This is a genomic window from Streptomyces sp. ADMS, assembly GCF_033441795.1.
Lineage (GTDB): Bacteria > Actinomycetota > Actinomycetes > Streptomycetales > Streptomycetaceae > Streptomyces.
On the sequence record NZ_JAVFVX010000083.1, the window covers coordinates 1 to 23144 of the forward strand.

The following is a 23144-nucleotide window of genomic DNA, read 5'->3' on the forward strand; positions in this document are numbered from 1 at the left end:
CGACTGAGCCGCCGACGGTCAACGCGCCTGGTCGGCGGCGGGAATCCGACCGCCGAGACGAGCCAGATCTACCGACGGACTTCAGGCGCAGGACACTAGTACTGCGCCTGCAGGTGCTCCCAGAAGCCGTCCCGCAGAGCTCGCCGCAGGTCGGCCTGCCCTCGCAGCGAGTACTGGAGCAGCCCCTCCGCCTCCACCAGCAGGTCCTGGTCGACGGACCCCGGCAGATACGGATGCCCGGGGAGCAGCTCGACCAACGACTCACGGCCCCGCGCGGCCAGCCACTTCGCCGCGATCTGCGCGCCCACGAACCGCACGTCCTCGCGCGTGGGCCGCGTCCCCGCCGACGCCTCGTAGGCCGCGCCGGTGCGCCGGGCGACGTACGGCTTGAAGAAGTCGAGGTCGAACGTGCGCTGGCTGTCGACCTCCCACAACAGCGGCTCGGCCTGGTTACGGCCCTCCGGCGCCTCGATGCCCCACAGGTGGACCCGCGCCCCGTACCCCTGTGCGGCCTCGACCGCCGACACCAGGTCCTCGTCGCCGCCGATGAGTGCGGCGTCGCTGATCGCGCGGTGGCGGGCCAGGGACTCCAGATCGGTGCGGATCAGCGAGTCGACGCCCTTCTGCTGGTTGTTGGCGTTGAGGTTGCCCAGGCGGACCTTCACATCCGGGAGTTCGGCGATCGACTGCTGCTCGTTGGTGTGGATGCGGCGCCGGGCACCGTCGTACCAGTAGACCCGCAGCAGCCGGCTGTCCGCGAAGATCGTGCGAGCCTTGTCGATGAGTGCCTCGATGAGACCTGGGGCGTCCAGCTCGTAGGCGCGGCGGTCCTCGGTCCCCGCGACCAGCCGTCCTGCCGCCGCGTAGAGATATCCGGCGTCTACGAAGATCGCATGTGTCGAGGGCGTCTTCGCCACCTCGGCGAGCATGCGGTGGAGCAGCTCGTTCGTGCGGTCGATGCGGGCGCTCAGCTCCGCGTGGTCGTCGTTGTTCATATGCCTCCATTGTCTCGGCGGTCACGCTGCGAACACAACCGGTCCCGGTCAGTCTCCTGTACGCCTTCTGTGCAGCTCTTACCCGGCGGTAGTTAGACGTTCGAAAAATTTCCTTAGCGTAGGGAATGTTCGTAACACGCGCGTAGTTGAATACGTACGTAACGAAGTAGTTCTCCTCAGGAGGATGACCAGACGAAGGGAGAAGCCCATGCGCTTCGAAATCATGCGTCTCGACGATGTCGACGGCACCCCCGTGGACAGTACGGTCGTGGACGCCGCCTCCGTCAACCGGATCGTGCAGCAAGCCGCCTCCATAGGGCAGCGCCTCTGGATCCGCCCGGCCGCGACCTCGGCCTCATAACGCGCGGACGACGCTCGCAGACGACGAGCAGACTTCAGAACCCCCGTACGGCACCGACGCCGTACGGGGGTTCTGCTTGTGAGTCACAGCAGTGAGCCAACTGCGTCAGCTCTGCTGGATCACCTGGGTGACACCGTTGATGATCTGCTGCACGGCGATGGCGGAGAGCATCATCCCCGCGAGCCGGGTCACCAGCACCACGCCGCCCTCCTTGATGATCCGGATGATCAGCAGCGAGTACCGCATCACCACCCACAGCACGACATGGACGGCCAGGATCGCCGCCCACACCGACACCTGCATGGCCACGCCGTCCGCCTTCTGCACGGCCAGGATGACCGACACGATCGCACCGGGCCCGGCGAGCAGGGGCATGCCGAGCGGCACGAGGGCGACGTTCACGTCCTTGGTCTGCTTGGGCTCGTCCGTCTTGCCGGTGAGCAGGTCGAGGGCGATCAGCAGGAGCAGCAGCCCGCCCGCGATCATCAGAGCGGGGACGGAGACGTGCAGATAGTCCAGGATCTGGTGCCCGAGCAGCCCGAACACGGTGATCACGGCACCGGCCACACAGACGGCCTGGAACGCCATCCGCTTCTGTACGCGGGCGGGGCGTCCGGCGGTGAGCGCGAGAAAGATCGGGGTGATCCCAGGGGGATCCATGATCACGAAGAGGGTGAGAAAGAGCGATCCGAAGACGGCGACGTCGAACATGGGTGAGCGAGCCTTGCGTAGGTACGGGGAAGCGCGAGGAAGGGGGGAAGCGAGCGGAGGGGCCGAAACCTCAGGCTCCGCCGGTCCCCGGTACCGGGAACGCCCCGGTGGCCCGTCGCGTGATCTCGCCGTACACCTCGGGGTCCGTCGTGTACTCGCCGAGCACGCAGGTCTTCCGGCTGCCGTGATAGTCGGAGGAACCGGTGGCCAGCAGTCCCAGCTCCGCCGCGAGGCCGCGCAACCGCGCCCGGGTCGCCGGTTCGTGGTCCATGTGGTCGACCTCGATGCCGTCGAGCCCGGCGGCGGCCAGCTCCGCGATCGCGGACTCCGGAACCGTCCGCCCCCGCTTGCTCGCGGCCGGGTGCGCGAAGACGGCCACCCCGCCGGCCCCCTTGATCAGCCGCAGCGCCTCGAAGGGGTCGGTCTCGTGTTTCGGTACGTAGGCCCGGGCGCCGTCGGCCAGCCAGTCCCCGGTGAAGGCGTCGTTCACGGTCGGTACGACGCCCAGCTCGACCAGCGCGGTGGCGACATGCGGCCGGCCCACGGACCCGTCACCGGCGATCCGCGAGACCTGTTCCCAGGTGACGGGCACGCCCAGCTCCTGAAGCTTGGCCACCATCCCCTGGGCCCTGGGCACCCGGTCGTCCCGCACCAGCTCGCGCTCGGCGAACAGCGCGGGCTCCTCGGGATCGAACAGGTAGGCCAGCATGTGCATGCTGACCCCGTCGAGGCGGCAGGACAGCTCGGCCCCGGTGACCAGCGTGAGCCCGACGGGCAACGCGGCGATCGCCTCGGCATACCCACGGGTCGTGTCGTGATCGGTCAGCGCGACGACGTCCAGCCCGGCAGCGGCAGCGTTACGCACCAGCTCGGCCGGCGTGTCCGTCCCGTCGGAGGCGGTGGAGTGGCAGTGCAGATCTATGCGCACGGTGCGGACTCCAGGGGATGGTGAGGGCAGCGAGGGGATGCTCCAGCATAACGGGACGATCAGCGCCCCCAGGAGCGCAGGGAACCGCGCCCCAGACCCCCACCGGCCGCACCCCGCGACGCACGCAAGACACCCCGCACCCCACACCCACGCGACACACCCGAGATCCCCAGAACCAACCGGCGATTACCGGCGATCCACGGAACCTCAGGGTGCGAGCAACCGGGGGGACAACGCCCCGCAGGGCACCAACTCCAGCTCAGCCCCCGCATCCCGCAAATCCGTGAGCACCAGTTCGTCGTACATCAGCAGACCGGACTGCTCGGGCCACACCACCGCCCACAACCACAGTCCGAGCGCCTCACCCGCGAACACCGCACGGTCATCGGGCCCACCCGCGACATGCCACAACGGAGTGGGCCGCCCCGCCGCCAGCACCTTCGCCTCGGCCGGCTTCTCGACGTTCATGTACGGCCCCGGATCGGGCCCGTCGATGCCCGCATAGCGCGCACCGAGCCCGACGCCGAGTTCCTCGGCGACCAGGATCAGCTCGCCCATGCCCCCGAGCGGACCGGGACCCGAACAGGCCACCGCCGTCGCACGGCCGCCACTGCGGTCGTCGCCCGCGCAGCCCACGCCTGTGAAGAGCCAGCCGACAGGCAGCGGCCACGGCATCCACACCGGCACCTGCGTGCGGTGCACCACGACACTGAGGGCCTCGACGCTGGGCGGGATCACGGGCTGCAGCGGATGCACGGTCCCGTGCACATCACACTGCCAGGAATCGGCAAAGAGGCCGGGAGCCCTGACCCGGCCACCACACTTCGGGCAACTGGGTTCGCCCCTCATAGGGCCCCACGGTCCTCCCCGTCCTTCCTCACGTCAAGGACGATCACCCGTCCGGAGTGACACGTTTCCACCCTTTCCACCAGGTGGAAATAGATGGCAGGCGCATTAATCAGTCACCCCAGCCAACATGTGCATGCACCAACGATCTCTCTTTGGGTCGCGTCCGCGAGTCGCGGAGGAGAAAAAACAGGCATGCGCGGCAGCAACGGAAAGCAGGGGGGACAGACAGAGGGGCTCCTACGGCAGCCGAAGGCCGCGGCTGGGCGACCGCCGGCGCCTCCGTGGTCGCCTTCGGAAACAGGCCGCTCAGCACATCGCATGGAAACATCCAGCATGCCCGGCAAGTCACCGAGGCCAACAGCCAAGCCCTCAACGACCCGAGCGAGTCACGCTTGCTCCCGGTGACGGCCGTGGTCGGCGCGTGGTGGTCGTCGTACGGCGGAAGTCCCTCATTCGCGAGGTCGAGGAACTGGAGACCAGGCACGCGATTGAGGACAGCGTCACCGTCCTCGCGTGCCGGGGCCGGTCCCACTGCCTGCCAACTGGCGCCTCCCAGGCGCCGGTTGGTGACATCGGTCACTCCGAGGTGACGGGCGAGGATCAGTCCAGCGGGACGGACCTGCGGGCGGGGTCGCGCAGGTCCGTCCCGCTCGTGAGCCAGCGTTCCTGGAGAGCCTGGGCGCCGTGGACGCGCTTCCAGGCGGCCTCGTTCGGGGTCATCGGCAGCAGGGGCAGGAAGCGTACGGGGTCCAGGGGTTCGTCGAGCTCCAGGTCCTCGACCAGACCGCCCGGCTCCGCGACCAGGACCGAGGTGAAGGGCGCCCCGGGCCACAGCGGCTCCCCGACATCGAGCGACGCACCGGGGGCCACGATCACACCCTCGACCTGCGGGGAAGCGGCGAGGACCGCGAGCGGGCGCAGCACCTTGTCGGTGTCGGCGAGACCGGCCCGGACGGAGATGACCAGCTCGGCGCGTGGGCCCTTCACCGGGTCGGCGAGCACGGCGGTGGGGTCCGCCATGGGCTGCGCGGACATACCGAGCGTGGCGTAGCGGACGATTTCCCCGTCCTGGTCCCGGTCCTGGAAGCGCAGCACCTCGACGCGGTCCGTACCGAGAAAGGTGACCGCGGCGCGCGCGTCCGGTTCGCCCAGCGTCGTACGCAGCCGGGCCTCGACCAGAGGAAGAACATCAGCCATGCGGCGAGCATAGAACTCGTCAGTTACGGGCAAACGCGCACCTTGACAGTTCCGTCGGCTGTTACCCTTGGCCGGGTTCGGGGCAGCCCGCAGATGAGGGCACCACTCAGGCCTTCAAGGCACTAAGAAGTGGCGATCGAGTCCCGACACCGCTGAAGTTCCCCCCAGGGGGCTCCCCTTGAAGGGGAATGGATCGTCCCTCACGAGGGACCGGCCGGAGGAGGTGGGGCTGCAATGGATCGAAGTCATCCGTGCAGTAGCACCCGCTCTTCCGCCCGCTGATGTAGTTGCTCCGGTCTGCTCCGGCTGGCTGTCACCTCTCGCATTCGCGTCATCGCGGAAGAGCACTTGGTTTCGTTTTTCCTGATCCATCTGATCTGAGTCAGTTCTGAATCAGTAGCGAAGCTCGCCACCGCGACAGTGCGGTGCTTCCCGCTTTGTGGACGTGCCAAACATCCTTCGTCAGGACGTCCCCATTCCGGGCAGTTCCAACCGTTGTCGGCGGTCTTTCGTTGCCTGTTGCGAAGGAGCCTGCCAAATGTCGATGATCCACAACCTGCGAGCCGCGGTCCGCCCGTCGCGTCCCTCCCTGCGCAAGGACGGCCCCTACGACGCCACCCGCGACCCATCGTCGCCATCCGCCGTGGTCGACTGCGCCATCTACCGCGACGGCGCGCGGGTCGAGACCCCAAGGGCGCTGACCCCGCACGAGGCGATGCGCAAGGTGCGCCGCGACGGCGGCTTCGTGTGGATCGGGCTGCACGAGCCGACGGAGGCCGAATTCTCCGGTATCGCCAGCGAGTTCGGGCTCCACCCGCTCGCCGTCGAGGACGCGATCCAGGCCCACCAGCGGCCCAAGCTGGAGCGGTACGACGACACGCTCTTCACCGTCTTCAAGACCATCCACTACGTCGACCACACCGAACTCACCGCGACCAGCGAGGTCGTGGAGAGCGGCGAGGTGATGTGCTTCACCGGGCGGGACTTCTTCATCACCGTCCGGCACGGCGGCCAGGGCTCCCTGCGCGCGCTGCGCCACCGTCTCCAGGACGACCCCGAGCTGCTGGCCAAGGGCCCCTCCGCCGTGCTGCACGCCATCGCCGACCATGTCGTCGACGGCTATGTCGCGGTCGCGGACGCCATGCAGGACGACATCGACGAGGTCGAGACGGAGGTGTTCTCGCCGGGCCGCAAGGGCACCCCGCGCGGCACCGACGCCGGCCGGATCTACCAGCTCAAGCGCGAGGTCCTGGAGTTCAAGCGGGCCGTCTCGCCACTCCTGCGGCCGATGCAGCTGCTGAGCGAGCGCCCCATGCGGCTGATCGACCCCGACATCCAGAAGTACTTCCGCGACGTCGCCGACCACCTCGCCCGGGTGCAGGAGCAGGTGATCGGCTTCGACGAACTGCTCAACTCGATCCTCCAGGCCAACCTCGCCCAGGCGTCCGTCGCGCAGAACGAGGACATGCGGAAGATCACGTCCTGGGCCGCGATCATCGCCGTACCGACGATGGTGTGCGGCGTCTACGGCATGAACTTCGAATACATGCCGGAGCTGCACTGGAAGTTCGGCTATCCCGTGGTCATGACGGCCATGGTGAGCCTCTGTTTCGGCATCCACCGCACGCTGAAGCGCAACGGCTGGCTGTGACGGCGACGCACGGTGCCGAAGGGCATCGTTACGCTTCTGCCCATGACTGACACGCTGCTCGACCGGGCCCTCGTCGAGGAGGCCACCAAGAAGTCCGGCCTCGTCTGGGTCAGGGGTCCCGCAGGCCCTTCCCGTGCCCTGTGGCACGTCTGGCACGAGGGCGCGGCCGTCCTGGTCGGCGACGGTCCCGGTGAGCAGCCGCTGCCGGGCCTGGCAGGCGGGGCCGAGGCGGAGGTCACCGTCCGCAGCAAGGACAAGGGCGGCCGACTCGTCACCTGGCCGGCGTCGGTCGTGGAACTGGCCCCGCGCTCCCCGGAGTGGGAGGCCGCGGTCGCCGAGCTGAAGGGCAAGCGCCTGAACGCGCCGGACGGCGAGGCGATGCCGGACAGGTGGGCGCGTGAATGCCGGGTGGTGCGGCTGGTGCCGCGCCCCGGGGAAACGCGCCCCCTGCCGGACGGCTCGCTGTCGGCTCCGCCCCTGCCGACGCCGGCGACGACGCGGGAACCGATCCCGGCGGGGTTGCCTCGGCTGCTGTTCAGGAAGCGAAAGCGCTCCGCGGGGTAGGGGTTCTTTTTCCGCGGGCTGTGGGTGCTGGTCGCGCAGTTCCCCGCGCCCCCTGGGTGCACGGTCGCGCACCCGAATCCACCAGGTCCCCTTGGGGAAACGGGCTCCTCAGGACGTTGGCAGCTGCTGGCCGTAGTCCACCGTCTCGTTCTTCGGCGGCTCCTCCAACGTGAAGTCCTTGCCCCAGTCGCTCAGCTGCAGTGTTCCCGCGCCGCCCGCGCGGACCAGGCGCAGGGGGTACGGGGTTCCCTCCAGGGAGACGTCCAGGGTGCCGCCGTCGCCCTTGTCGCCGGTGATGCGGATCGTGCGGATGCCCGACTGCTTGTGGTGGCCGTCCCTCGCGAGGCTGCCGTGCAGGGTGAGCAGGCCGTCCAGGAGCACGTCCTTGTCGGTGAATCCGCTGAACTTCTTGTACGAGGGGTCGCCGGTCGGCACCTTCACGAACAGGCCACCGAGCTTCTCGGCGGCTGCCGCGTCCGAGTCGCTGTCGTCACCCTTGCCGCTGTCCTCGTGGCCCCAGAACGCGGCGTCGGCCTTCAGGAAGAGGTTCTCTCCGACCCGCAGCAGCTGGAACGTCGACCCCTTCGCCGTGACCGAGCCGGTGCCGCCGTCGTCCTTGAGGCGCATGTCGAGGGTGTATGTGGTCCCGCTGGTCACCACGGTCCCGGAGAGCCGTACCGCGTCGGCGGACTCGGCGGCCGTACGGGTCTTGGTCTGGATGGTGTCGGCGGCCAGCTTGCCGACCCCGTTCGTGCCCTCGTCCGGGTCGGCGCCGCATCCCGTCAGTCCTGTCCCCGTCACGACCAGCGCGCACACCGCGCTCACCAGTCCGGCGCTGCGGGTACGGCCACGGGAAATCGCAGACACAGGTGGGGCTGCCTCTCGTGCGGGTGTCCTGAGGGGTGTGGACGGCAGCGTACCGGTGCCGCCGGCCCCCGGCGGAGCCGGTCCGTCCGGACCCCCACCAGCGCGGACCCGAACCGGACGGGCTAGCCTGAAGCGCATCCGAGCAGGCAATTCGGAACCCCGGTTCGCAATCCGACGCGCTCTCCGCAGCGCAACCCGGACAGGAGGCGCGACATGGCGGCAGGCTCACCCCGGGTCTTCGTGTCGCACCTCGCCGGCACCGCCGTCTTCGACCCCAACGGTGACCAGGTGGGCCGCGTGCGCGATCTCGTCGCCATGCTGCGCGTCGGCCGCCGGCCGCCCCGGCTGCTCGGCCTCGTCGTCGAACTCACCACCCGGCGCCGCGTCTTCATGCCCATGACCCGCGTCACCGGCATCGAGTCCGGCCAGGTCATCACGACAGGCGTGCTGAACGTCCGGCGCTTCGAGCAGCGCCCCACCGAGCGCCTCGTCCTCGGCGAACTCCTCGACCGGCGCGTCACCCTCGGCGAGACCGGCGAGGAGGTCACCGTCCTGGATGTGGCGGTACGACAGCTGCCGGCCCGGCGCGACTGGGAGATCGACCGGGTCTTCGTACGGAAGAAGGGACGCGGCGGCGCCTTCCGGCGCAACACCGGCGAGACGCTGACCGTCGACTGGTCCGCCGTCACCGGGTTCTCCCTGGAGGAGGACGGACAGGGCGCCGAGAGCCTCCTCGCCACCTTCGAGCAACTGCGCCCCGCCGACCTGGCGAACGTCCTGCACCACCTCTCCCCCAAGCGGCGCGCCGAAGTGGCCGCCGCCCTCGACGACGACCGGCTGGCCGACGTACTCGAAGAGCTGCCCGAGGACGACCAGATCGAGATCCTCGGCAAGCTCAAGGAGGAGCGCGCCGCCGACGTCCTGGAGGCCATGGACCCGGACGACGCAGCCGACCTGCTCGGCGAACTGCCCGAGGACGACAAGGAGCGGCTGCTGAGCCTGATGCAGCCCGCCGACGCGGCCGACATGCGCCGCCTGATGGCGTACCGGGAGGACACGGCAGGCGGTCTGATGACGACCGAGCCGATCGTGCTGCGCCCCGACGCGACGGTCGCCGACGCGCTGGCCCGGGTCCGCAACCCCGACCTCTCCCCCGCGCTCGCAGCCCAGGTGTACGTGTGCCGCCCGCCGGACGAGACGCCGACCGGCAAGTACCTGGGCGCCGTCCACTTCCAGCGGCTGCTGCGCGACCCGCCGTACACCCTGGTCGGCTCGCTCGTCGACGACGACCTGCAACCGCTGTCCCCGGACGCCGAACTGCCGGTCGTCGCCGGTTTCTTCGCGACGTACGACATGGTGGCGGCGCCGGTCGTCGACGAGAGCGGGTCGCTGCTCGGCGCGGTGACCGTGGACGACGTCCTCGACCACATGCTGCCCGAGGACTGGCGGGAGACGGAGTTCCACCTCGACGGGACCGCGGCCCCTGCACCGGCCGAGGGAGGGGGTACCCATGACTCCTGAGCGCGAGACCGGGAGCCGTGAGCGCGCGGCCCACGGCGCCTCGGCGGCCTCCCGTCCCCGGGTGCGGCTCGACCAGCCACGCGCGCCCCGGCGACGGCTGCTGCCCGAGTACGACCCGGAGGCCTTCGGACGGCTGTCCGAACGCATCGCGCGTTTCCTCGGCACCGGGCGGTTCATCGTCTGGATGACGGTGGTCATCATCCTGTGGGTGGTGTGGAACGTGTCCGCACCGGCCGACCTGCGCTTCGACCACTACCCGTTCATCTTCCTGACTTTCATGCTGTCGCTCCAGGCCTCCTACGCGGCCCCGCTGATCCTGCTCGCGCAGAACCGGCAGGACGACCGCGACCGCGTCAACCTCGAACAGGACCGCAAGCAGAACGAGCGGTCGATCGCCGACACCGAGTACCTGACCCGCGAGATCGCCTCGCTGCGCGCCGGGCTCGGCGAGGTCGCGACTCGGGACTGGATTCGTTCCGAGCTCCAGGACCTGGTCAAGGAGCTTGAGGAGCGGTACGCGGGGGGACACTCCGACAGGCCGGGCCTGTTCCCGGCAGAACGGCCGCGGAGGCGTGACGCAGATGACCGGTGACGGGCTTTCCGGCGGCCCCGTGCGGCCCCGTACCATCGGGGTCATGGCTACGGAAGACGCGGTGCGTGAAGCACTGGCGACGGTGAACGACCCCGAGATCCAGCGACCCATCACCGAACTGGGGATGGTGAAGTCGGTGGAGATCGGCGCGGACGGAGCGGTCGCGGTCGCCGTGTACCTGACGGTCTCCGGCTGCCCGATGCGCGACACGATCACGAAGAACGTGACGGAGGCGGTCTCGCGGGTGGAGGGCGTCACGCGCGTCGACGTCGAGCTGGACGTCATGAGCGACAACCAGCGCAAGGAGCTGGCGTCCGCCCTGCGCGGCGGCCAGGCCGAGCGCGAGGTCCCCTTCGCCAAGCCGGGCTCCCTCACGCGCGTGTACGCGGTCGCGTCCGGCAAGGGCGGCGTCGGCAAGTCGTCGGTCACCGTCAACCTGGCGGCGTCGATGGCGGCCGACGGCCTCAAGGTGGGCGTGGTTGACGCCGACATCTACGGCCACAGTGTGCCGCGCATGCTGGGCGCCGACGGCCGTCCGACCCAGGTCGAGAACATGATCATGCCGCCGTCCGCGCACGGCGTGAAGGTCATCTCCATCGGCATGTTCACCCCGGGCAACGCCCCGGTCGTCTGGCGCGGCCCGATGCTCCACAGGGCCCTCCAGCAGTTCCTGGCGGACGTGTACTGGGGCGACCTGGACGTGCTCCTGCTCGACCTCCCGCCGGGTACGGGTGACATCGCGATCTCCGTGGCCCAGCTGGTCCCGAACGCCGAGATCCTTGTCGTGACGACGCCCCAGCAGGCGGCGGCCGAGGTGGCGGAACGGGCGGGCGCCATCGCCGTCCAGACCCACCAGAAGATCGTCGGCGTGGTCGAGAACATGGCAGGCCTGCCCTGCCCGCACTGCGGCGAGATGGTCGACGTCTTCGGCACGGGCGGCGGCCAGAGCGTCGCGGACGGCCTCACGAGGACGACGGGAGCGACGGTCCCGGTACTCGGCTCCATCCCGATCGACGTACGCCTGCGTGAGGGCGGCGACGACGGCAGGCCGGTCGTCCTGACGGACCCGGACTCCCCGGCGGGCGCGGCGCTGCGCGCGATCGCGGGGAAGCTGGGGGGACGGCAGCGGGGCCTGTCGGGCATGTCACTGGGGATCACCCCGCGGAACAAGTTCTGAGTTCGTACGGGGTGGTGGGCGCCCACCACCCCGTACCGGCTACTCGTACACGCCGATGTCCTTGATCATGGCGAAGCCCAGTCCGTACGCGCTCATCCCACGCCCGTAAGCGCCCACGTGCACGCCCTCCTGGGTCGACCCCGCGAGAACCCACCCGAACTCCGACTCCCGGTAGTGGAAGGGCGTCGGAACCCCGTCGACCGGAAGGGAGAGGGTGGACCAGTCATCGCCGCCGAGATCGTCCGCGAGGACCCACGCCGTCTCCGTCTGCTGGTCCAGCCAGTCGTCCCGCAGGGTGTGGTCCATCTGGCCGGGCCAGGTGAAGGACAGCAGCCCCACACCGGCCAGCCAGGCCGCCGACGAGACCGACGTGGCCTCCAGCAGCCCCGTGCCGTCCGCACTGCGCCGTACGGGGTTGGCGGCCACGGTGACCACCACCGCGAACCGCTCCTTGTCCTCCCCCATGGCCTCGTGCCGTACGGAGGGTTCGTCGCCGTGCCCGATCGAACCGTGCTCCACGGCACCGTCGGCCGCCGCACCCACCTGCATCAGCCAGCGCGGTCCCGTGAAGGCCTCGTCGAGGCCGTACCAGGGGAAGCGCGCCAGCAGATAGCCGTCGATCGTACGCCGGGCGGAGGGGACCTGTTGTCCGCCCTCCGCGGCCGGCGCCTGCGCGCCCACCCGACTTGTCGTCTCCATGTACCCGGACGCCTCCTCGTTCTCGTCGGCCCGGAGCGGCCCGCCCCCCTTCGGGCGTACTCGTTCCGGTCCCACAACAACTCGGCAGCATAGCCACACCGCTCCGAGCAGCAGCGAAAGCGCCCGGCTCACAGGCCGCGCAGACGTCCGGATCGGGCCGTCCGAGGCCCGGTCGGAGTATGAATCGCGTCACGCGGGCACGGAGGTCGCGACGGTCAGGTGGCGTCCGCGTCGTAGGGCGGGCGCTCGTCCGGCTCGGGCTTCTTCGTCATCTCGGGCTTCTTCGTCATGTCGACGGTGCCACCGCCCGACGAGGAAGAAGAGGAGGACGACGACGAGGAGGACGACGCGTCCGACTCACGGCCGTGGACCGCGTCCGTGACCTCGGCCATCTCCTTCTTCAGGTCGAAGCCGTTGCGGATCTCCTTGAGCCCCAGCTCGTCGTTGTCCAGCTGCTTGCGGATGAACGTCTTGGGGTTCAGGTCCTCGAACTCGAAGTCCTTGAACTCCGGGCCCAGCTCCTGGCGGATGTCCTCCTTCGCGCCCTCCGAGAACTCCCGGATCTTGCGAATGGTGCGCGTGACGTCCTGGATCATCTTCGGAAGCTTCTCCGGACCGAAGACGAGCACAGCGAGGAGCACGAGCGTCACCAGCTCGAGCGGTCCTATGTCATTGAACACCTGAAGCTCCTTGCGATGTCCTCGGTCCTCGGCCCTCGGTGGTCCGTGCGGTCTTCGCGGTCTTCCGTGGTCCGGGCCGGTTCCACGGTACCCGGCCATCCTGTCCCACCGGTACCGTCCGGGGCCCGAAGAGTGCGTGTACACGACCGGTTTTCCGGGTTGTTTGCCTAGTGGGAGGCCGTACGGGCCCACCACCTGTGAGGTTTCTGTCAGTTGCCGCCGGAGGAGCCCAGGACGAGGGACATCGTCCGTTCCGTGCCACCGCGCAGCAGGGACAGCTCCAGTCGGTCGCCCGGGCGGTGGGCGCGGATCTTGACGATCAGTTCCTCGCCGGAGTGGACGCGCCGCCCGTCGACCCCGGTGATGACGTCGCCGGCCTCCAGGCCCGCCCGGTCACCGGGACCGCCCTTGGTGACCGCGGGCCCGCCGTCATTGCCCTGGGTGCCCACGCGCGCGCCGTCGCCGGTGTAGTCCATGTCGAGGGTGACGCCGATGACGGGGTGTGTCGCCCTGCCGGTGTTGATCAGTTCCTCGGCGACGCGCTTGCCCTGGTTGATGGGGATGGCGAACCCGAGCCCGATCGAACCGGACTGGGTGCTGTCCAGCCCCGAGCCGCTGTCGGCGGAACGGATCGCGGAGTTGATCCCGACGACCCTGGCCCGGGCGTCGAGCAGCGGTCCACCGGAGTTGCCGGGGTTTATGGAAGCGTCGGTCTGGAGCGCGTCGACATACGAGATGTCGCTCCCGTCCCCGTTCTCGCCACCGGCGGTGATGGGCCGTTCCTTGGCGCTGATGATCCCGGACGTGACGGTGTTGGCGAGGTCGAAGGGGGCGCCGATGGCAACGACGGGGTCGCCCACGGCCACGTTGTCGGAGTTCCCGAGGACCACGGGCTGCAGCCCGTCGACTCCGCTCACCTTGACGACGGCGAGGTCGTATCCGCTGTCCCGTCCGACGACCTCGGCCTCGGCCGTCTCTCCTCCGCTGAACGTCACGGTTATCCCGCCGTCGGCACCGGCGGGCTCGACGACGTGGTTGTTGGTGAGGATGTGTCCCCGGTCGTCGAGCACGAACCCGGTGCCGGTGCCTCCTGCTCCGGTGCCGCGTACATGCAGGGTCACCACGCTGGGCAGGGCGCGGGCGGCGATCCCGGCCACGGTGTCCGGTGCCCGCCCGACGGACCCGTCGCTCTGGGCCTGCGGCAGCTGGATGCGGTCGCCGTCTCCACGGTGACGCTCCAGATACGACCCGACGGCCCCGCCGACGCCCCCGGAGAGCAGCGCGAGGAGCAGGGCCCCGGTTACCAGTCCGCGTCTCCGCGTTCCCGGCCGGCCGGCGGCGGGGGCGGCTCCGTTCTGCTGGAGAGGGGACGATGGTGCCCATGGGTCGTAGCGGCGCCAGGGGTCGTCGGCGGGCGCCTGCGGCTCCGCCACGGCCGTACCGTGCGCCGGGGTCACCACAGGGTGCTGGACCGGCGGAGCGGGCGCCCAGGGGCCCGGATGGCCGTAGGGCGGGGTGCTGTAGGGGTCGGGGTCGTGAAGAGGCTGGGGGCCTGCGTCGACAGCCGGCGCGGACTCGGATGCCCCGGCGGGCAGCGGCAGCTCGTAGTCATCCTCGTCGGCGAGGTCCCCGTCGACACCGCCCTCGGCCCGGCCGGGCACTGCCCGAGGCCGCTCCAGCTCGAAGTCGCCTCCGCCGTTTCCAGCGCCGTCCGCCCCGGAAACGCCCGCCCCGGAGAGCGCCTCACCAGTGGCCGGGGCCTGCTCGCCGGAAACACACGTTTCCTGGCCGGGCGCCGATTCCTCCCTCGGCCGACTCCACCAGTTGGCCTTCGCGGGCTTCCCCTCGTTCATGCTCTCCCCACGCCTGGCCCGCCGCCCTGCGGCTCGCCGGCGATGACCGCGCTCGTTGATGCCGCGAACCACCACTCCACGGACCGCTGTTGTGCGGACCGCCGTCGCGCGGCCCGCACCTGGGATTCAACCAGGTTCGTGCGGTCAGCGGACCGTGTCCGAGCGGGAAGGTGAGGGTGCGGGGGACGAGTCGGGTGCCGGTGCCATGAGCAGGCCCTGGACCGCCGCGTCGGGCACCCCCGACCAGGAGGTCAGACCGACCTGCGGGGCCTCCAGCGGGCGTATGAGCGGGGACAGCACGGCGGCGGCGGCCACGACCGGTGTGGTCAGCGGGTGCATGGCCGCGCTCTCCCGGCCTCCGGAGACCGGTGACGGCACGCCCGGCAGCAGCGGCGCGGACGCCTCCGTCGGCGCCACCGGCAACCGCCCGAACGTCCCCTGCCCCAGTCCCTGCGAGAGCAGCGGACCGACCGCGCGGCGGCGCTGGCCGTCAGGAGCCGTCGCGGCCCCCGACCCCTGCGGACGCATCGGCGTCACATTGCTGCCACCGGAGGTGCCCCGGGCGTCCGTCGTGTCGCCCGGACCGCTCGTCGAGACCCCGCCCAGCGCGATCGCGGCCAGGGACACGGCACCGGCGGCGGCGAACGCGAACCGAAGACCGCGCGAGGACGACCGGTCGGCATCGTGGCGGCCGACGTCATGGATACGGAAGCCACGGCCCGGAGCGGACGGGAGCACGGAAGTGTGCGGGCGGGCGGGCACATACCCGAACCCTTCCCCCCTCACCCCGAAGACCCCTGAGCCGACTCCTGGACCCCCGGGGAACCCGGAGAGCCCGTCGGTGAATCCTCCGCCGCCCAGCGGTGAGCCGACGGCGGAATCGCCCCCGCCGGGCAGGCCCTGGAGACGGGCCAGGAAGCTCTCGGAAGGCGGTGGCGGAGCCACCTCCGCGAAGACGTTCTTCAGACGGCGCTGTGCGTCGGCCTCCGACTTGCACTTCGCGCAGGTGGCCAGGTGCGCCAGGACGCGCTCACGCGTCTCATGACCGAGTTCTCCGTCCACAAGGGCGGAGAGGCGGTCTCCCAGATGCTGCTCGGCGAGCCGACGCTCGGCAGAGTACGGCCGTGATCCACTCACGCGGTCGCGCCCCCTCCTCCCAGCGCGGCCACCCGTGGCACCGCGAAACGGCGCTCGGCACGGGCCTCCGGAGAGCGGTGCGCGAGGGCCTTGCGGAGCTGGGAGCGGCCTCGGTGGATACGGGAGCGGACGGTACCGAGCTTCACGCCGAGGGTCGCGGCGATCTCCTCGTACGACAGTCCCTCGATGTCGCACAGGACCACGGCGGCGCGGAACTCGGGCGCGAGCGTGTCCAGCGCCTGCTGGACGTCCGCGTCGAAGTGCGCGTCGTTGAAGACCTGCTGCGGGGACGGCTCACGGCTGGGCAGGCGCTCGGCCGCGTCCTCGCCGAGAGCGTCGAAGCGGATGCGCTGCTTGCGGCGGACCATGTCCAGGAAGAGGTTGGTGGTGATGCGGTGCAGCCAGCCCTCGAAGGTGCCGGGCGTGTACGTCGACAGCGAGCGGAAGACACGGACGAAGACCTCCTGCGTGAGGTCCTCGGCGTCGTGCTGGTTGCCGGTCAGGCGGTAAGCGAGGCGGTAGACGCGGCCGCTGTGCGTGCTGACGATCTCCTCCCACGTGGGCGGAGTCCACGCCTGCCCGTCCGCGTCGGTGGAGAAGGTCGCGGTCTGGGCTCGGTCAGCGGCGTGGCTGGGGTCAGCAGCAGTGTTGTTCACGGATTTCGGCCTGCCCACTGATCCGAGAAGACGCCGCAGCGCTCCTCCCCGATCCACAGGCGCAGCCGCACCTCCCCTGTCGGCTCTGGTGGTGTCCAGGTGAGCCCCTACCATAGCCACCCCGCCCGTTAGCTCCGGATAAGCGGTTTTACGAGAAATCGCTCTGCGCTGATACGGCTCGTACGGCCGCGTCAGCACGTGCACCGCGCTCTTTGAGCTCCCGGTGTTCCGGTCCATCCGCTTGTCCCCCTTGTCCTTACCCTGTCTGCCCCACCTCGTCCCGCACCCCTCTAAACGCCCGGTCCCATCTGCGGGTTCCCGGCCGCAACGGATACAGTCACGCCCAGGCAACTGCGGGGACAGGAGAGGGTCATTACCGGCAACCGGCAGACGAGCTGGGCGTTCGCCGACGCCTTTGTCGCCGAGGACGAAGCACTGCGCTGGGCCCGTGACCGGGCCCGCGAGGCAGGGCTGCGCTCGGTGGCGCCCAGCACGGGCGCCGCCCTGCGGCTGCTGGCCGCCTCCGTGGACGCGAAGGCGGTGGCGGAGATCGGGACCGGCACGGGCGTCTCGGGGATGTACCTCCTGCACGGCATGCGCCCGGACGGGGTCCTGACGACGGTCGACCCGGAGCCGGATCACCAGCAGTTCGCCCGCCAGGCCTTCCGCGCGTCCGGCTTCGCCAGCAACCGCGCCCGCTTCATCCCGGGCCGCGCCCTGGACGTGCTGCCCCGGCTCGCGGACGCCGGCTACGACCTCGTGTTCTGTGACGGCGACCGGCTGGAGAGCCTGGACTATCTAGCTGAATCGTTGCGTCTGCTCCGTACGGGTGGCCTGGTGGTCTTCGAGGGCGTCTTCGCCAACGGCAGGACGGTCGATTCGGGGCCCCAGCCCACCGAGGTCATACGGCTGCGGGAGTTGCTGCGCGCGGTGCGCGAGAGCCAGGAACTGGTGCCGTCCCTGCTGCCGGTGGGCGACGGACTGCTGTGCGCGGTCAAGCGCTGAGCTTTTGGGGCCGACAGCATGCGGGGGCACAACAGTGCCCCGGCGCCGTACGTTCACGATGCCGGGGCAGCTGAAAGGTATGGACGCGTCCGCGCGTCAGCCGACGACCTTCTTGAGCGCATCGCCCAGCGCGTCCGCCTCGTCAGGGGTCAGCTCGACGACGAGCCGACCGCCGCCTTCGAGCGGAACGCGCATGACGATGCCCCGCCCCTCCTTTGTCACCTCGAGCGGGCCATCGCCCGTCCGCGGCTTCATGGCCGCCATGCTCGTTCCCCTTCCTGAAACCAGCTCATCGTCACCGACGGCCCCTTAGGAGGGCACGCGCATCCCCTCATGGGACGCACGTCACCGGCATCGAACACATTGCTTCCCAGCCATTATCCCGCATCTCAGGACCCTATGACCAACATCAGTCGGCATCGCTTGGGCAACGCGCGCGATCAAAACCACTCAATTCGCCGATGTGACTGCGATACTGCGCCGCCGCGCCGACCCGCCCCGGCCGCGCACGGACGGAAATTCTTTGACGCAGGTCACATGACCGGCCCTCTCCTCGGGGCGTGATCTCCGCCATGCTGTCCTGGGACGAGGACGTACTGATCAGTACGTGCGACAGGGCAGCGACACCGGAGGGGACCCCCATGGCCGACACCGTGCTCTACGAGGTGCACGACGGGCTGGCGACGATCACGCTGAACCGCCCCGAGGCGATGAACGCGCTGAGCATCGCGACCAAGGTCGCACTCCGGGAGGCGGTCCAGGCGGCGGCCGCGGACGACGCCGTACGGGCGGTGCTGCTGACCGCCGCCGGCGACCGGGCCTTCTGCGTGGGCCAGGACCTCAAGGAGCACATCGGGCTGCTGGCCGCCGACCGCGAGGCCGGCACGGGCCAGACCATGACCACGGTCCGCGAGCACTACAACCCCATCGTGCGGGCGCTGACGAACATGCCCAAGCCGGTGGTGGCGGGCGTGAACGGTGTCGCGGCCGGGGCCGGCTTCGGCTTCGCGCTCGCCGCCGACTACCGGGTCGTCGCGGACACGGCGGCCTTCAACACATCGTTCGCGGGCGTGGCGCTGACCGCCGACTCGGGCGTCTCCTGGACGCTCCCGCGCGTGATCGGCCCCGGCCGGGCCGCGGACCTGCTCCTCTTCCCGCGCAGCATCAAGGCGCAGGAGGCGTACGAGCTGGGCATCGCGAACCGGGTGGTCCCGGCAGCGGAGCTGCGGGCGGAGGCCGAGAAGACGGCACGGGCCCTGGCCGACGGCCCGACGGTCGCGTACGCGGCCCTCAAGGAGGCCATGGCGTACGGCCTCACCCACTCCCTGGAGGAGACCCTGGAGAAGGAGGACGAACTCCAGGCACGGGCGGGCGCGTCGGAGGACCACGCGATCGCGGTGCAGGCGTTCGTCAACAAGGAGACGCCGAAGTACATGGGGCGCTAGTTCCGGGGCGGAAGCAGCGTTGGGAGTTGCGGGGCCGTACAGCGCAGTCGCGCCCACGCGGCGGAGCCGCGGATCGATACGGCCCCGCCCCCCTATCGGGCGCTTCTTGCCACGCATGTCTCCAAGTGGTCGTCGACCAGTCCGCACGCCTGCATCAGCGCGTACGCCGTCGTGGGGCCCACGAAGCGCAGTCCGCGCTTCTTCAGGGCCTTGGACAGGGCGGTCGAGGCGTCGGTGACGGCCGGTACGTCGGCGAGGGTCCGGGGAGCGGGGCGGGCGGCCGCGTCCGGGGCGTGGGACCAGATCAGCTCGTCCAGTTCCCCGGGGACCCACTCGGCCACCACGCGCGCGTTGGCGATCGTGGCGTCGATCTTCGCACGGTTGCGGATGATGCCGGCGTCACCGAGGAGCCGTTCGCGGTCGACGTCCGTGAAGACCGCGACCGACGAGATCTTGAAGTCGGCGAAGGCGGTACGGAAGCCGGGCCGGCGACGCAGGATGGTGATCCAGGAGAGGCCGGACTGGAAGGCCTCCAGGGAGAGCCGTTCGAAGAGGGCGTCGTCGCCGTGGACCGGACGGCCCCACTCCTCGTCGTGGTAGGCCACGTAGTCCTCCGTGGACAGCGCCCAGGGGCAGCGCAGAGCGCCGTCGGGCCCGGCGAGGGCCACGCCGGCGTCGCTCACTGCTCGCTCCCCTCGACCGGCTTGTCCATGGTGACCCGCGTCGCGGCCCGGGCACCGGCCAGCGCGGACTCCAGGTCGGCGATACGGGCGTCGCGCTCGGCGAGTTCGGCACCGAGGCGGGTGAGCGCGTCGTCGACGTCCGACATGCGGTAGCCACGGGGGGCGACAGGGAGGCGGAGGGACTCGACGTCGCCGCGGCCGACCGGGCGGTCGGGCGGCAGAAGGTCCTGGAGCCGCTCGGGCGCGGCCTCCGGCAGGACGGCGCTCTCGCCGCCGCCCACCACGGCCAGCGTCACCGCGGCGACCACGACGGCGAGCGCGACGACCAGGAACAAGAACATCAACATCGCTGGGTCCCCACGGGATTCGGATGGAACGGACGGATCAGAAGTGCCGGTGCCGAATGCGGCAGGGTCCGATCGTGCCATGCGAGTCTGACAGTTAGGGTCGCAGGCGGCCGAATACAGGGCCGATTACGAGGCCGGGCACAGGAACGTGCCGGGAACGCACTAGGAGAGGTCACAGGCGATGCTCAGACTGGGCAGGCGTGAGTTCGGCACGCACGAGCCGGTGATCATGGCGATCGTGAACCGGACCCCGGACTCCTTCTACGACCAGGGAGCCACCTTCCGCGACGAGCCCGCGCTCGCGCGCGTGGAACAGGCGGTGTCGGAGGGTGCCGCCATCATCGACATCGGCGGGGTGAAGGCGGGGCCGGGCGAAGAGGTGACGGCGACGGAGGAGGCGCGGCGGACCGTCGGCTTCGTGGCGGAGGTGCGCCGCCGCTTCCCCGACGTGATCATCAGCGTGGACACCTGGCGGGCCGACGTGGGCGAGGCCGTGTGCGAGGCGGGCGCCGATCTGCTGAACGACGCGTGGGGCGGCGTCGATCCGCGGCTCGCGGAGGTGGCGGCGAGGTACCGGGTGGGGCTGGTGTGCACGCACGCGGGCGGTGCGGAGCCCCGGACGCGTCCGCACCGGGTGGCGTACGAGGACGTCGTGGCCGACATCCTGCGGGTGACCGTGGGTCTGGCCGAGCGGGCTGTCGCGCTGGGGGTGCCGCGGGAGTCGGTGATGATCGATCCCGGGCACGACTTCGGGAAGAACACGCGGCACAGCCTGGAGGCGACGCGGCGGCTGGGGGAGCTGGTGGAGACGGGGTGGCCGGTGCTGGTGTCCCTGTCCAACAAGGACTTCGTCGGCGAGACGCTGGACAAACCGGTGAAGGAACGGCTGGTGGGGACGCTGGCGACGACAGCGGTGTCGATGTGGCTGGGGGCGCGCGTGTACCGCGTCCACGAGGTCGCGGAGACGCGGCAGGTGCTGGACATGGTGGCGTCGCTCGCGGGGCACCGCCCGCCCGCGGTGGCGCGACGGGGGCTGGCGTAGGGGGTTTCCCTGATCTTCCCCGGGCTTCCCCCGGTTTCCCCGGGCTTCCCAACGCCGGAGGGGCTGCTATCCAGCCCCTCCGGCCTTGAGGACGAGGCCCGTTCAGGCAGTGCTAGCGCCCCGCCTCCTTGGACACCAGCGCCACCGCCTCGTCCACGTCGTCGGTGACGTGGAACAGCATCAGGTCCTTCTCCGACGCCTTGCCCTGGGCGATCAGCGTGTTCCTCAGCCAGTCGACCAGGCCACCCCAGTACTCGCTCCCGAAGAGGACGATCGGGAAGCGGGTGACCTTCTGCGTCTGGACCAGGGTCAGCGCCTCGAAGAGTTCGTCCAGGGTGCCGAGCCCGCCGGGCAGGACCACGAAGCCTTGTGCGTACTTGACAAACATCATCTTTCGCACAAAGAAGTACCGGAAGTTCAGACCGATGTCGACGTAGGGGTTCAGGCCCTGCTCGAAGGGCAGCTCGATGCCCAGCCCCACCGAGACGCCCTTGGCCTCGCACGCACCCCTGTTGGCCGCCTCCATCGCCCCCGGGCCACCGCCCGTGATCACCGCGAACCCGGCCTCGACCAGGCCACGCCCGAGGCGCACTCCCGCCTCGTACTCCGGCGAGTCCACCGGAGTACGCGCAGAGCCGAACACACTGATCGCCGACGGGAGTTCGGCCAGGGTGCCGAAGCCCTCGATGAACTCCGACTGGATGCGCAGCACCCGCCAGGGGTCCGTGTGGACCCAGTCGGAGGGGCCGCCCGCGTCGAGGAGACGCTGGTCGGTGGTGCTCGCCTGGATCTGCTCGCGCCTGCGCAGCACCGGTCCGAGCCGCTGCTCCTCCCGTGGCTGCTTCCTGCCCTCGGGGTTGCCGTTGGCCATGGCCGCTCCCTTCCTCCGCCTGCTGTCGTTCCACCTCAGCGTAGATCTCCGCCGGTTACGGAGGGGGGACGTGGGCATGTCTGCCATGAAGCGCCGTTCCGTCCCCCTGTCGGTTCATGACGTCAGCCAGGCCCGCAGCCGTTGCTCGCCCGCCAGGATCTTTCCGGTTTCCACCCGTTCGTCCCGCTTGTGCGCCAAGTGCGGGTTTCCCGGGCCGTAGTTGACGGCGGGGATGCCGAGCGCGCTGAAGCGCGACACGTCCGTCCAGCCGTACTTGGGCTGCGGGGTGCCGCCCACCGCCTCGATGAAGGCCGCCGCCGCGGGGTGGGAGAGGCCGGGCAGGGCCGCCCCGCTGTGGTCGTCGACAACGAACTCCGTCACTCCGCAGTCCGCGAAGACCTCCCTGACATGTGCGAGGGCCTCGGCCTCCGAACGGTCGGGCGCGTAGCGGAAGTTGACGGTCACGACGCACTCGTCGGGGATGACGTTGCCCGCCACCCCGCCTCCGATACGGACCGCGTTCAGCCCCTCCCGGTACTCCAGCCCGTCGATCACCGGGTAACGCGGCTCGTACGAGGCGAGCTTGGCCAGGATCGGGGCCGCCGCGTGGATCGCGTTGGAGCCCATCCAGCTGCGCGCCGAGTGGGCCCGCTCCCCCGCCGTCCTCAGCAGCACCCTCAACGTGCCCTGGCAGCCGCCCTCGACCTGGCCGTCGGACGGCTCCAGCAGCACCGCGAAGTCGCCCTCCAGCCACTCCGGGTGCGCCTCGGCCACATGCCTGAGGCCGTTCAGCTCGGCCGCGACCTCTTCCTGGTCGTAGAAGACGAAGGTCAGGTCCCTGTTCGGTGCCGGCACCGTGGCCGCGATCCGCAGCTGCACGGCGACCCCCGACTTCATGTCGCAGGTGCCGCAGCCCCACAGGACCCCGTCCTCGTCCAGCCTCGACGGCACGTTGTCGGCGATCGGAACCGTGTCGATGTGCCCGGCCAGGATCACGCGTTCCGGACGGCCCAGGTTCGTCCGGGCGACGACGTTGTTGCCGAACCGCTCGACCGCGAGGTGGGGCAGGTCGCGCAGGGCGGTCTCGATCGCGTCCGCGAGCGGCTTCTCGCTGCCGCTCTCCGAGGGGAAGTCGACGAGCCACGCGGTCAGGCGAGCGGCGTCCAGCGTGAGGTCAAGCGGGGTATCGGCCATGCCGTCGACCCTAACGCGCCGCCCGGCCGCACCACCGCACACCGCCCCACCGCCCCACCGCCCCACTCCCACACCATCTCTTCACCTCTTTCTGGCCACCCCTCCACATCGGACACGGA

At 70.2% G+C, this 23144-nt stretch carries 25 protein-coding genes; 9 read left to right on the top strand and 16 right to left on the bottom strand.

Features of this window, described 5'->3' with window-relative positions:
• Window positions 1-95 precede the first annotated feature (95 nt).
• Entirely contained in the window at window positions 96-995 is a 900-nt protein-coding gene (locus tag RB628_RS28880) for an NYN domain-containing protein (protein WP_318323467.1), read from the bottom strand.
• Between the two features lie 208 nt (window positions 996-1203).
• On the opposite strand from RB628_RS28880, the gene RB628_RS28885 reads away from it, so the two are divergent.
• Complete coding sequence (locus RB628_RS28885) at window positions 1204-1356, top strand: hypothetical protein (protein ID WP_318323468.1); 153 nt, start codon at window positions 1204-1206, stop codon at window positions 1354-1356.
• A gap of 105 nt (window positions 1357-1461) precedes the next feature.
• Here the strand turns inward: RB628_RS28885 and RB628_RS28890 are convergent, their stop codons facing one another.
• From RB628_RS28890 to RB628_RS28905, 4 genes are all read right to left on the bottom strand, one after another.
• Window positions 1462-2067 carry a MarC family protein gene (locus RB628_RS28890; RefSeq protein WP_318323469.1) on the bottom strand — a complete coding sequence of 202 codons (606 nt, stop codon included), beginning with the start codon at window positions 2065-2067 and terminating at the stop codon, window positions 1462-1464.
• A 70-nt stretch (window positions 2068-2137) separates the two neighbouring features.
• On the bottom strand, window positions 2138-2995 hold the full coding sequence (locus tag RB628_RS28895) for a PHP domain-containing protein (protein WP_318323470.1): 858 nt from the start codon (window positions 2993-2995) through the stop codon (window positions 2138-2140).
• Window positions 2996-3202: 207 nt separating this feature from the next.
• Window positions 3203-3844 (bottom strand): DUF6758 family protein, encoded by a 642-nt coding sequence (locus tag RB628_RS28900; RefSeq protein ID WP_318323471.1) that lies wholly within the window; start codon window positions 3842-3844, stop codon window positions 3203-3205.
• Between the two features lie 600 nt (window positions 3845-4444).
• On the bottom strand, window positions 4445-5041 hold the full coding sequence (locus RB628_RS28905; RefSeq protein ID WP_318323472.1) for a suppressor of fused domain protein: 597 nt from the start codon (window positions 5039-5041) through the stop codon (window positions 4445-4447).
• A 538-nt stretch (window positions 5042-5579) separates the two neighbouring features.
• On the opposite strand from RB628_RS28905, the gene RB628_RS28910 reads away from it, so the two are divergent.
• Window positions 5580-6692 carry a magnesium and cobalt transport protein CorA gene (locus tag RB628_RS28910; protein ID WP_318323473.1) on the top strand — a complete coding sequence of 371 codons (1113 nt, stop codon included), beginning with the start codon at window positions 5580-5582 and terminating at the stop codon, window positions 6690-6692.
• 42 nt (window positions 6693-6734) lie between these two features.
• Window positions 6735-7256, top strand: a complete 522-nt coding sequence (locus tag RB628_RS28915; protein ID WP_318323474.1) for a hypothetical protein — start codon at window positions 6735-6737, stop codon at window positions 7254-7256.
• A gap of 108 nt (window positions 7257-7364) precedes the next feature.
• On the opposite strand, the gene RB628_RS28920 is transcribed toward RB628_RS28915, so the two are convergent.
• Complete coding sequence (locus RB628_RS28920) at window positions 7365-8123, bottom strand: hypothetical protein (RefSeq protein ID WP_318323475.1); 759 nt, start codon at window positions 8121-8123, stop codon at window positions 7365-7367.
• Between the two features lie 213 nt (window positions 8124-8336).
• On the opposite strand from RB628_RS28920, the gene RB628_RS28925 reads away from it, so the two are divergent.
• From RB628_RS28925 to RB628_RS28935, 3 genes are read left to right on the top strand one after another with little or no spacing between them, the layout of a single operon-like run.
• Window positions 8337-9644: a magnesium transporter MgtE N-terminal domain-containing protein gene (locus tag RB628_RS28925; RefSeq protein WP_318323476.1), complete on the top strand. Its 1308-nt coding sequence runs from the start codon at window positions 8337-8339 to the stop codon at window positions 9642-9644.
• Window positions 9634-10236 (top strand): DUF1003 domain-containing protein, encoded by a 603-nt coding sequence (locus tag RB628_RS28930; RefSeq protein WP_318323477.1) that lies wholly within the window; start codon window positions 9634-9636, stop codon window positions 10234-10236. Before RB628_RS28925 ends, RB628_RS28930 begins: the two co-directional genes overlap by 11 nt.
• 43 nt (window positions 10237-10279) lie before the next feature.
• Window positions 10280-11413, top strand: coding sequence for an Mrp/NBP35 family ATP-binding protein (locus RB628_RS28935; RefSeq protein ID WP_318323478.1), 1134 nt, complete (start codon window positions 10280-10282; stop codon window positions 11411-11413).
• 39 nt (window positions 11414-11452) lie between these two features.
• On the opposite strand, the gene RB628_RS28940 is transcribed toward RB628_RS28935, so the two are convergent.
• The 5 genes from RB628_RS28940 to sigE form a co-directional block, all read right to left on the bottom strand.
• Entirely contained in the window at window positions 11453-12112 is a 660-nt protein-coding gene (locus RB628_RS28940) for a hypothetical protein (RefSeq protein WP_318323479.1), read from the bottom strand.
• Window positions 12113-12327: 215 nt separating this feature from the next.
• The gene (locus RB628_RS28945) at window positions 12328-12792 is read right to left on the bottom strand and encodes a sec-independent translocase (RefSeq protein WP_318323480.1); all 465 of its coding nucleotides are present in this window, start codon (window positions 12790-12792) and stop codon (window positions 12328-12330) included.
• A 209-nt stretch (window positions 12793-13001) separates the two neighbouring features.
• On the bottom strand, window positions 13002-14645 hold the full coding sequence (locus RB628_RS28950; protein ID WP_318323481.1) for a trypsin-like peptidase domain-containing protein: 1644 nt from the start codon (window positions 14643-14645) through the stop codon (window positions 13002-13004).
• A 144-nt stretch (window positions 14646-14789) separates the two neighbouring features.
• Entirely contained in the window at window positions 14790-15782 is a 993-nt protein-coding gene (locus tag RB628_RS28955) for an anti-sigma factor (RefSeq protein ID WP_318323482.1), read from the bottom strand.
• The gene (sigE, locus tag RB628_RS28960) at window positions 15779-16552 is read right to left on the bottom strand and encodes an RNA polymerase sigma factor SigE (RefSeq protein ID WP_318323483.1); all 774 of its coding nucleotides are present in this window, start codon (window positions 16550-16552) and stop codon (window positions 15779-15781) included. Before sigE ends, RB628_RS28955 begins: the two co-directional genes overlap by 4 nt.
• Window positions 16553-16744: 192 nt before the next feature.
• Here sigE and RB628_RS28965 point away from each other — a divergent pair, with 192 nt between their 5' ends.
• Window positions 16745-17443: an O-methyltransferase gene (locus RB628_RS28965; RefSeq protein ID WP_318323499.1), complete on the top strand. Its 699-nt coding sequence runs from the start codon at window positions 16745-16747 to the stop codon at window positions 17441-17443.
• 96 nt (window positions 17444-17539) lie between these two features.
• Here the strand turns inward: RB628_RS28965 and RB628_RS28970 are convergent, their stop codons facing one another.
• A complete protein-coding gene (locus RB628_RS28970; RefSeq protein ID WP_003966491.1) occupies window positions 17540-17707 on the bottom strand; it encodes a DUF3117 domain-containing protein in 168 nt (55 codons plus the stop codon).
• A 377-nt stretch (window positions 17708-18084) separates the two neighbouring features.
• On the opposite strand from RB628_RS28970, the gene RB628_RS28975 reads away from it, so the two are divergent.
• Complete coding sequence (locus RB628_RS28975; protein ID WP_318323500.1) at window positions 18085-18888, top strand: enoyl-CoA hydratase/isomerase family protein; 804 nt, start codon at window positions 18085-18087, stop codon at window positions 18886-18888.
• Between the two features lie 92 nt (window positions 18889-18980).
• Here RB628_RS28975 and RB628_RS28980 read toward each other — a convergent pair whose 3' ends face one another.
• Both RB628_RS28980 and RB628_RS28985 read right to left on the bottom strand, forming a co-directional pair.
• Window positions 18981-19571: a DNA-3-methyladenine glycosylase I gene (locus RB628_RS28980; protein ID WP_318323484.1), complete on the bottom strand. Its 591-nt coding sequence runs from the start codon at window positions 19569-19571 to the stop codon at window positions 18981-18983.
• The gene (locus tag RB628_RS28985; protein ID WP_318323485.1) at window positions 19568-19918 is read right to left on the bottom strand and encodes a DivIVA domain protein; all 351 of its coding nucleotides are present in this window, start codon (window positions 19916-19918) and stop codon (window positions 19568-19570) included. The genes RB628_RS28980 and RB628_RS28985 overlap by 4 nt, the downstream gene beginning before the upstream one ends.
• A 181-nt stretch (window positions 19919-20099) precedes the next feature.
• Here RB628_RS28985 and folP point away from each other — a divergent pair, with 181 nt between their 5' ends.
• Window positions 20100-20960 (top strand): dihydropteroate synthase, encoded by an 861-nt coding sequence (gene folP, locus RB628_RS28990; protein ID WP_318323486.1) that lies wholly within the window; start codon window positions 20100-20102, stop codon window positions 20958-20960.
• Between the two features lie 112 nt (window positions 20961-21072).
• On the opposite strand, the gene RB628_RS28995 is transcribed toward folP, so the two are convergent.
• Both RB628_RS28995 and dapE read right to left on the bottom strand, forming a co-directional pair.
• On the bottom strand, window positions 21073-21831 hold the full coding sequence (locus tag RB628_RS28995) for a TIGR00730 family Rossman fold protein (RefSeq protein ID WP_318323487.1): 759 nt from the start codon (window positions 21829-21831) through the stop codon (window positions 21073-21075).
• 114 nt (window positions 21832-21945) lie between these two features.
• Window positions 21946-23025 (bottom strand): succinyl-diaminopimelate desuccinylase, encoded by a 1080-nt coding sequence (dapE, locus tag RB628_RS29000; protein ID WP_318323488.1) that lies wholly within the window; start codon window positions 23023-23025, stop codon window positions 21946-21948.
• Window positions 23026-23144: the final 119 nt, after the last annotated feature.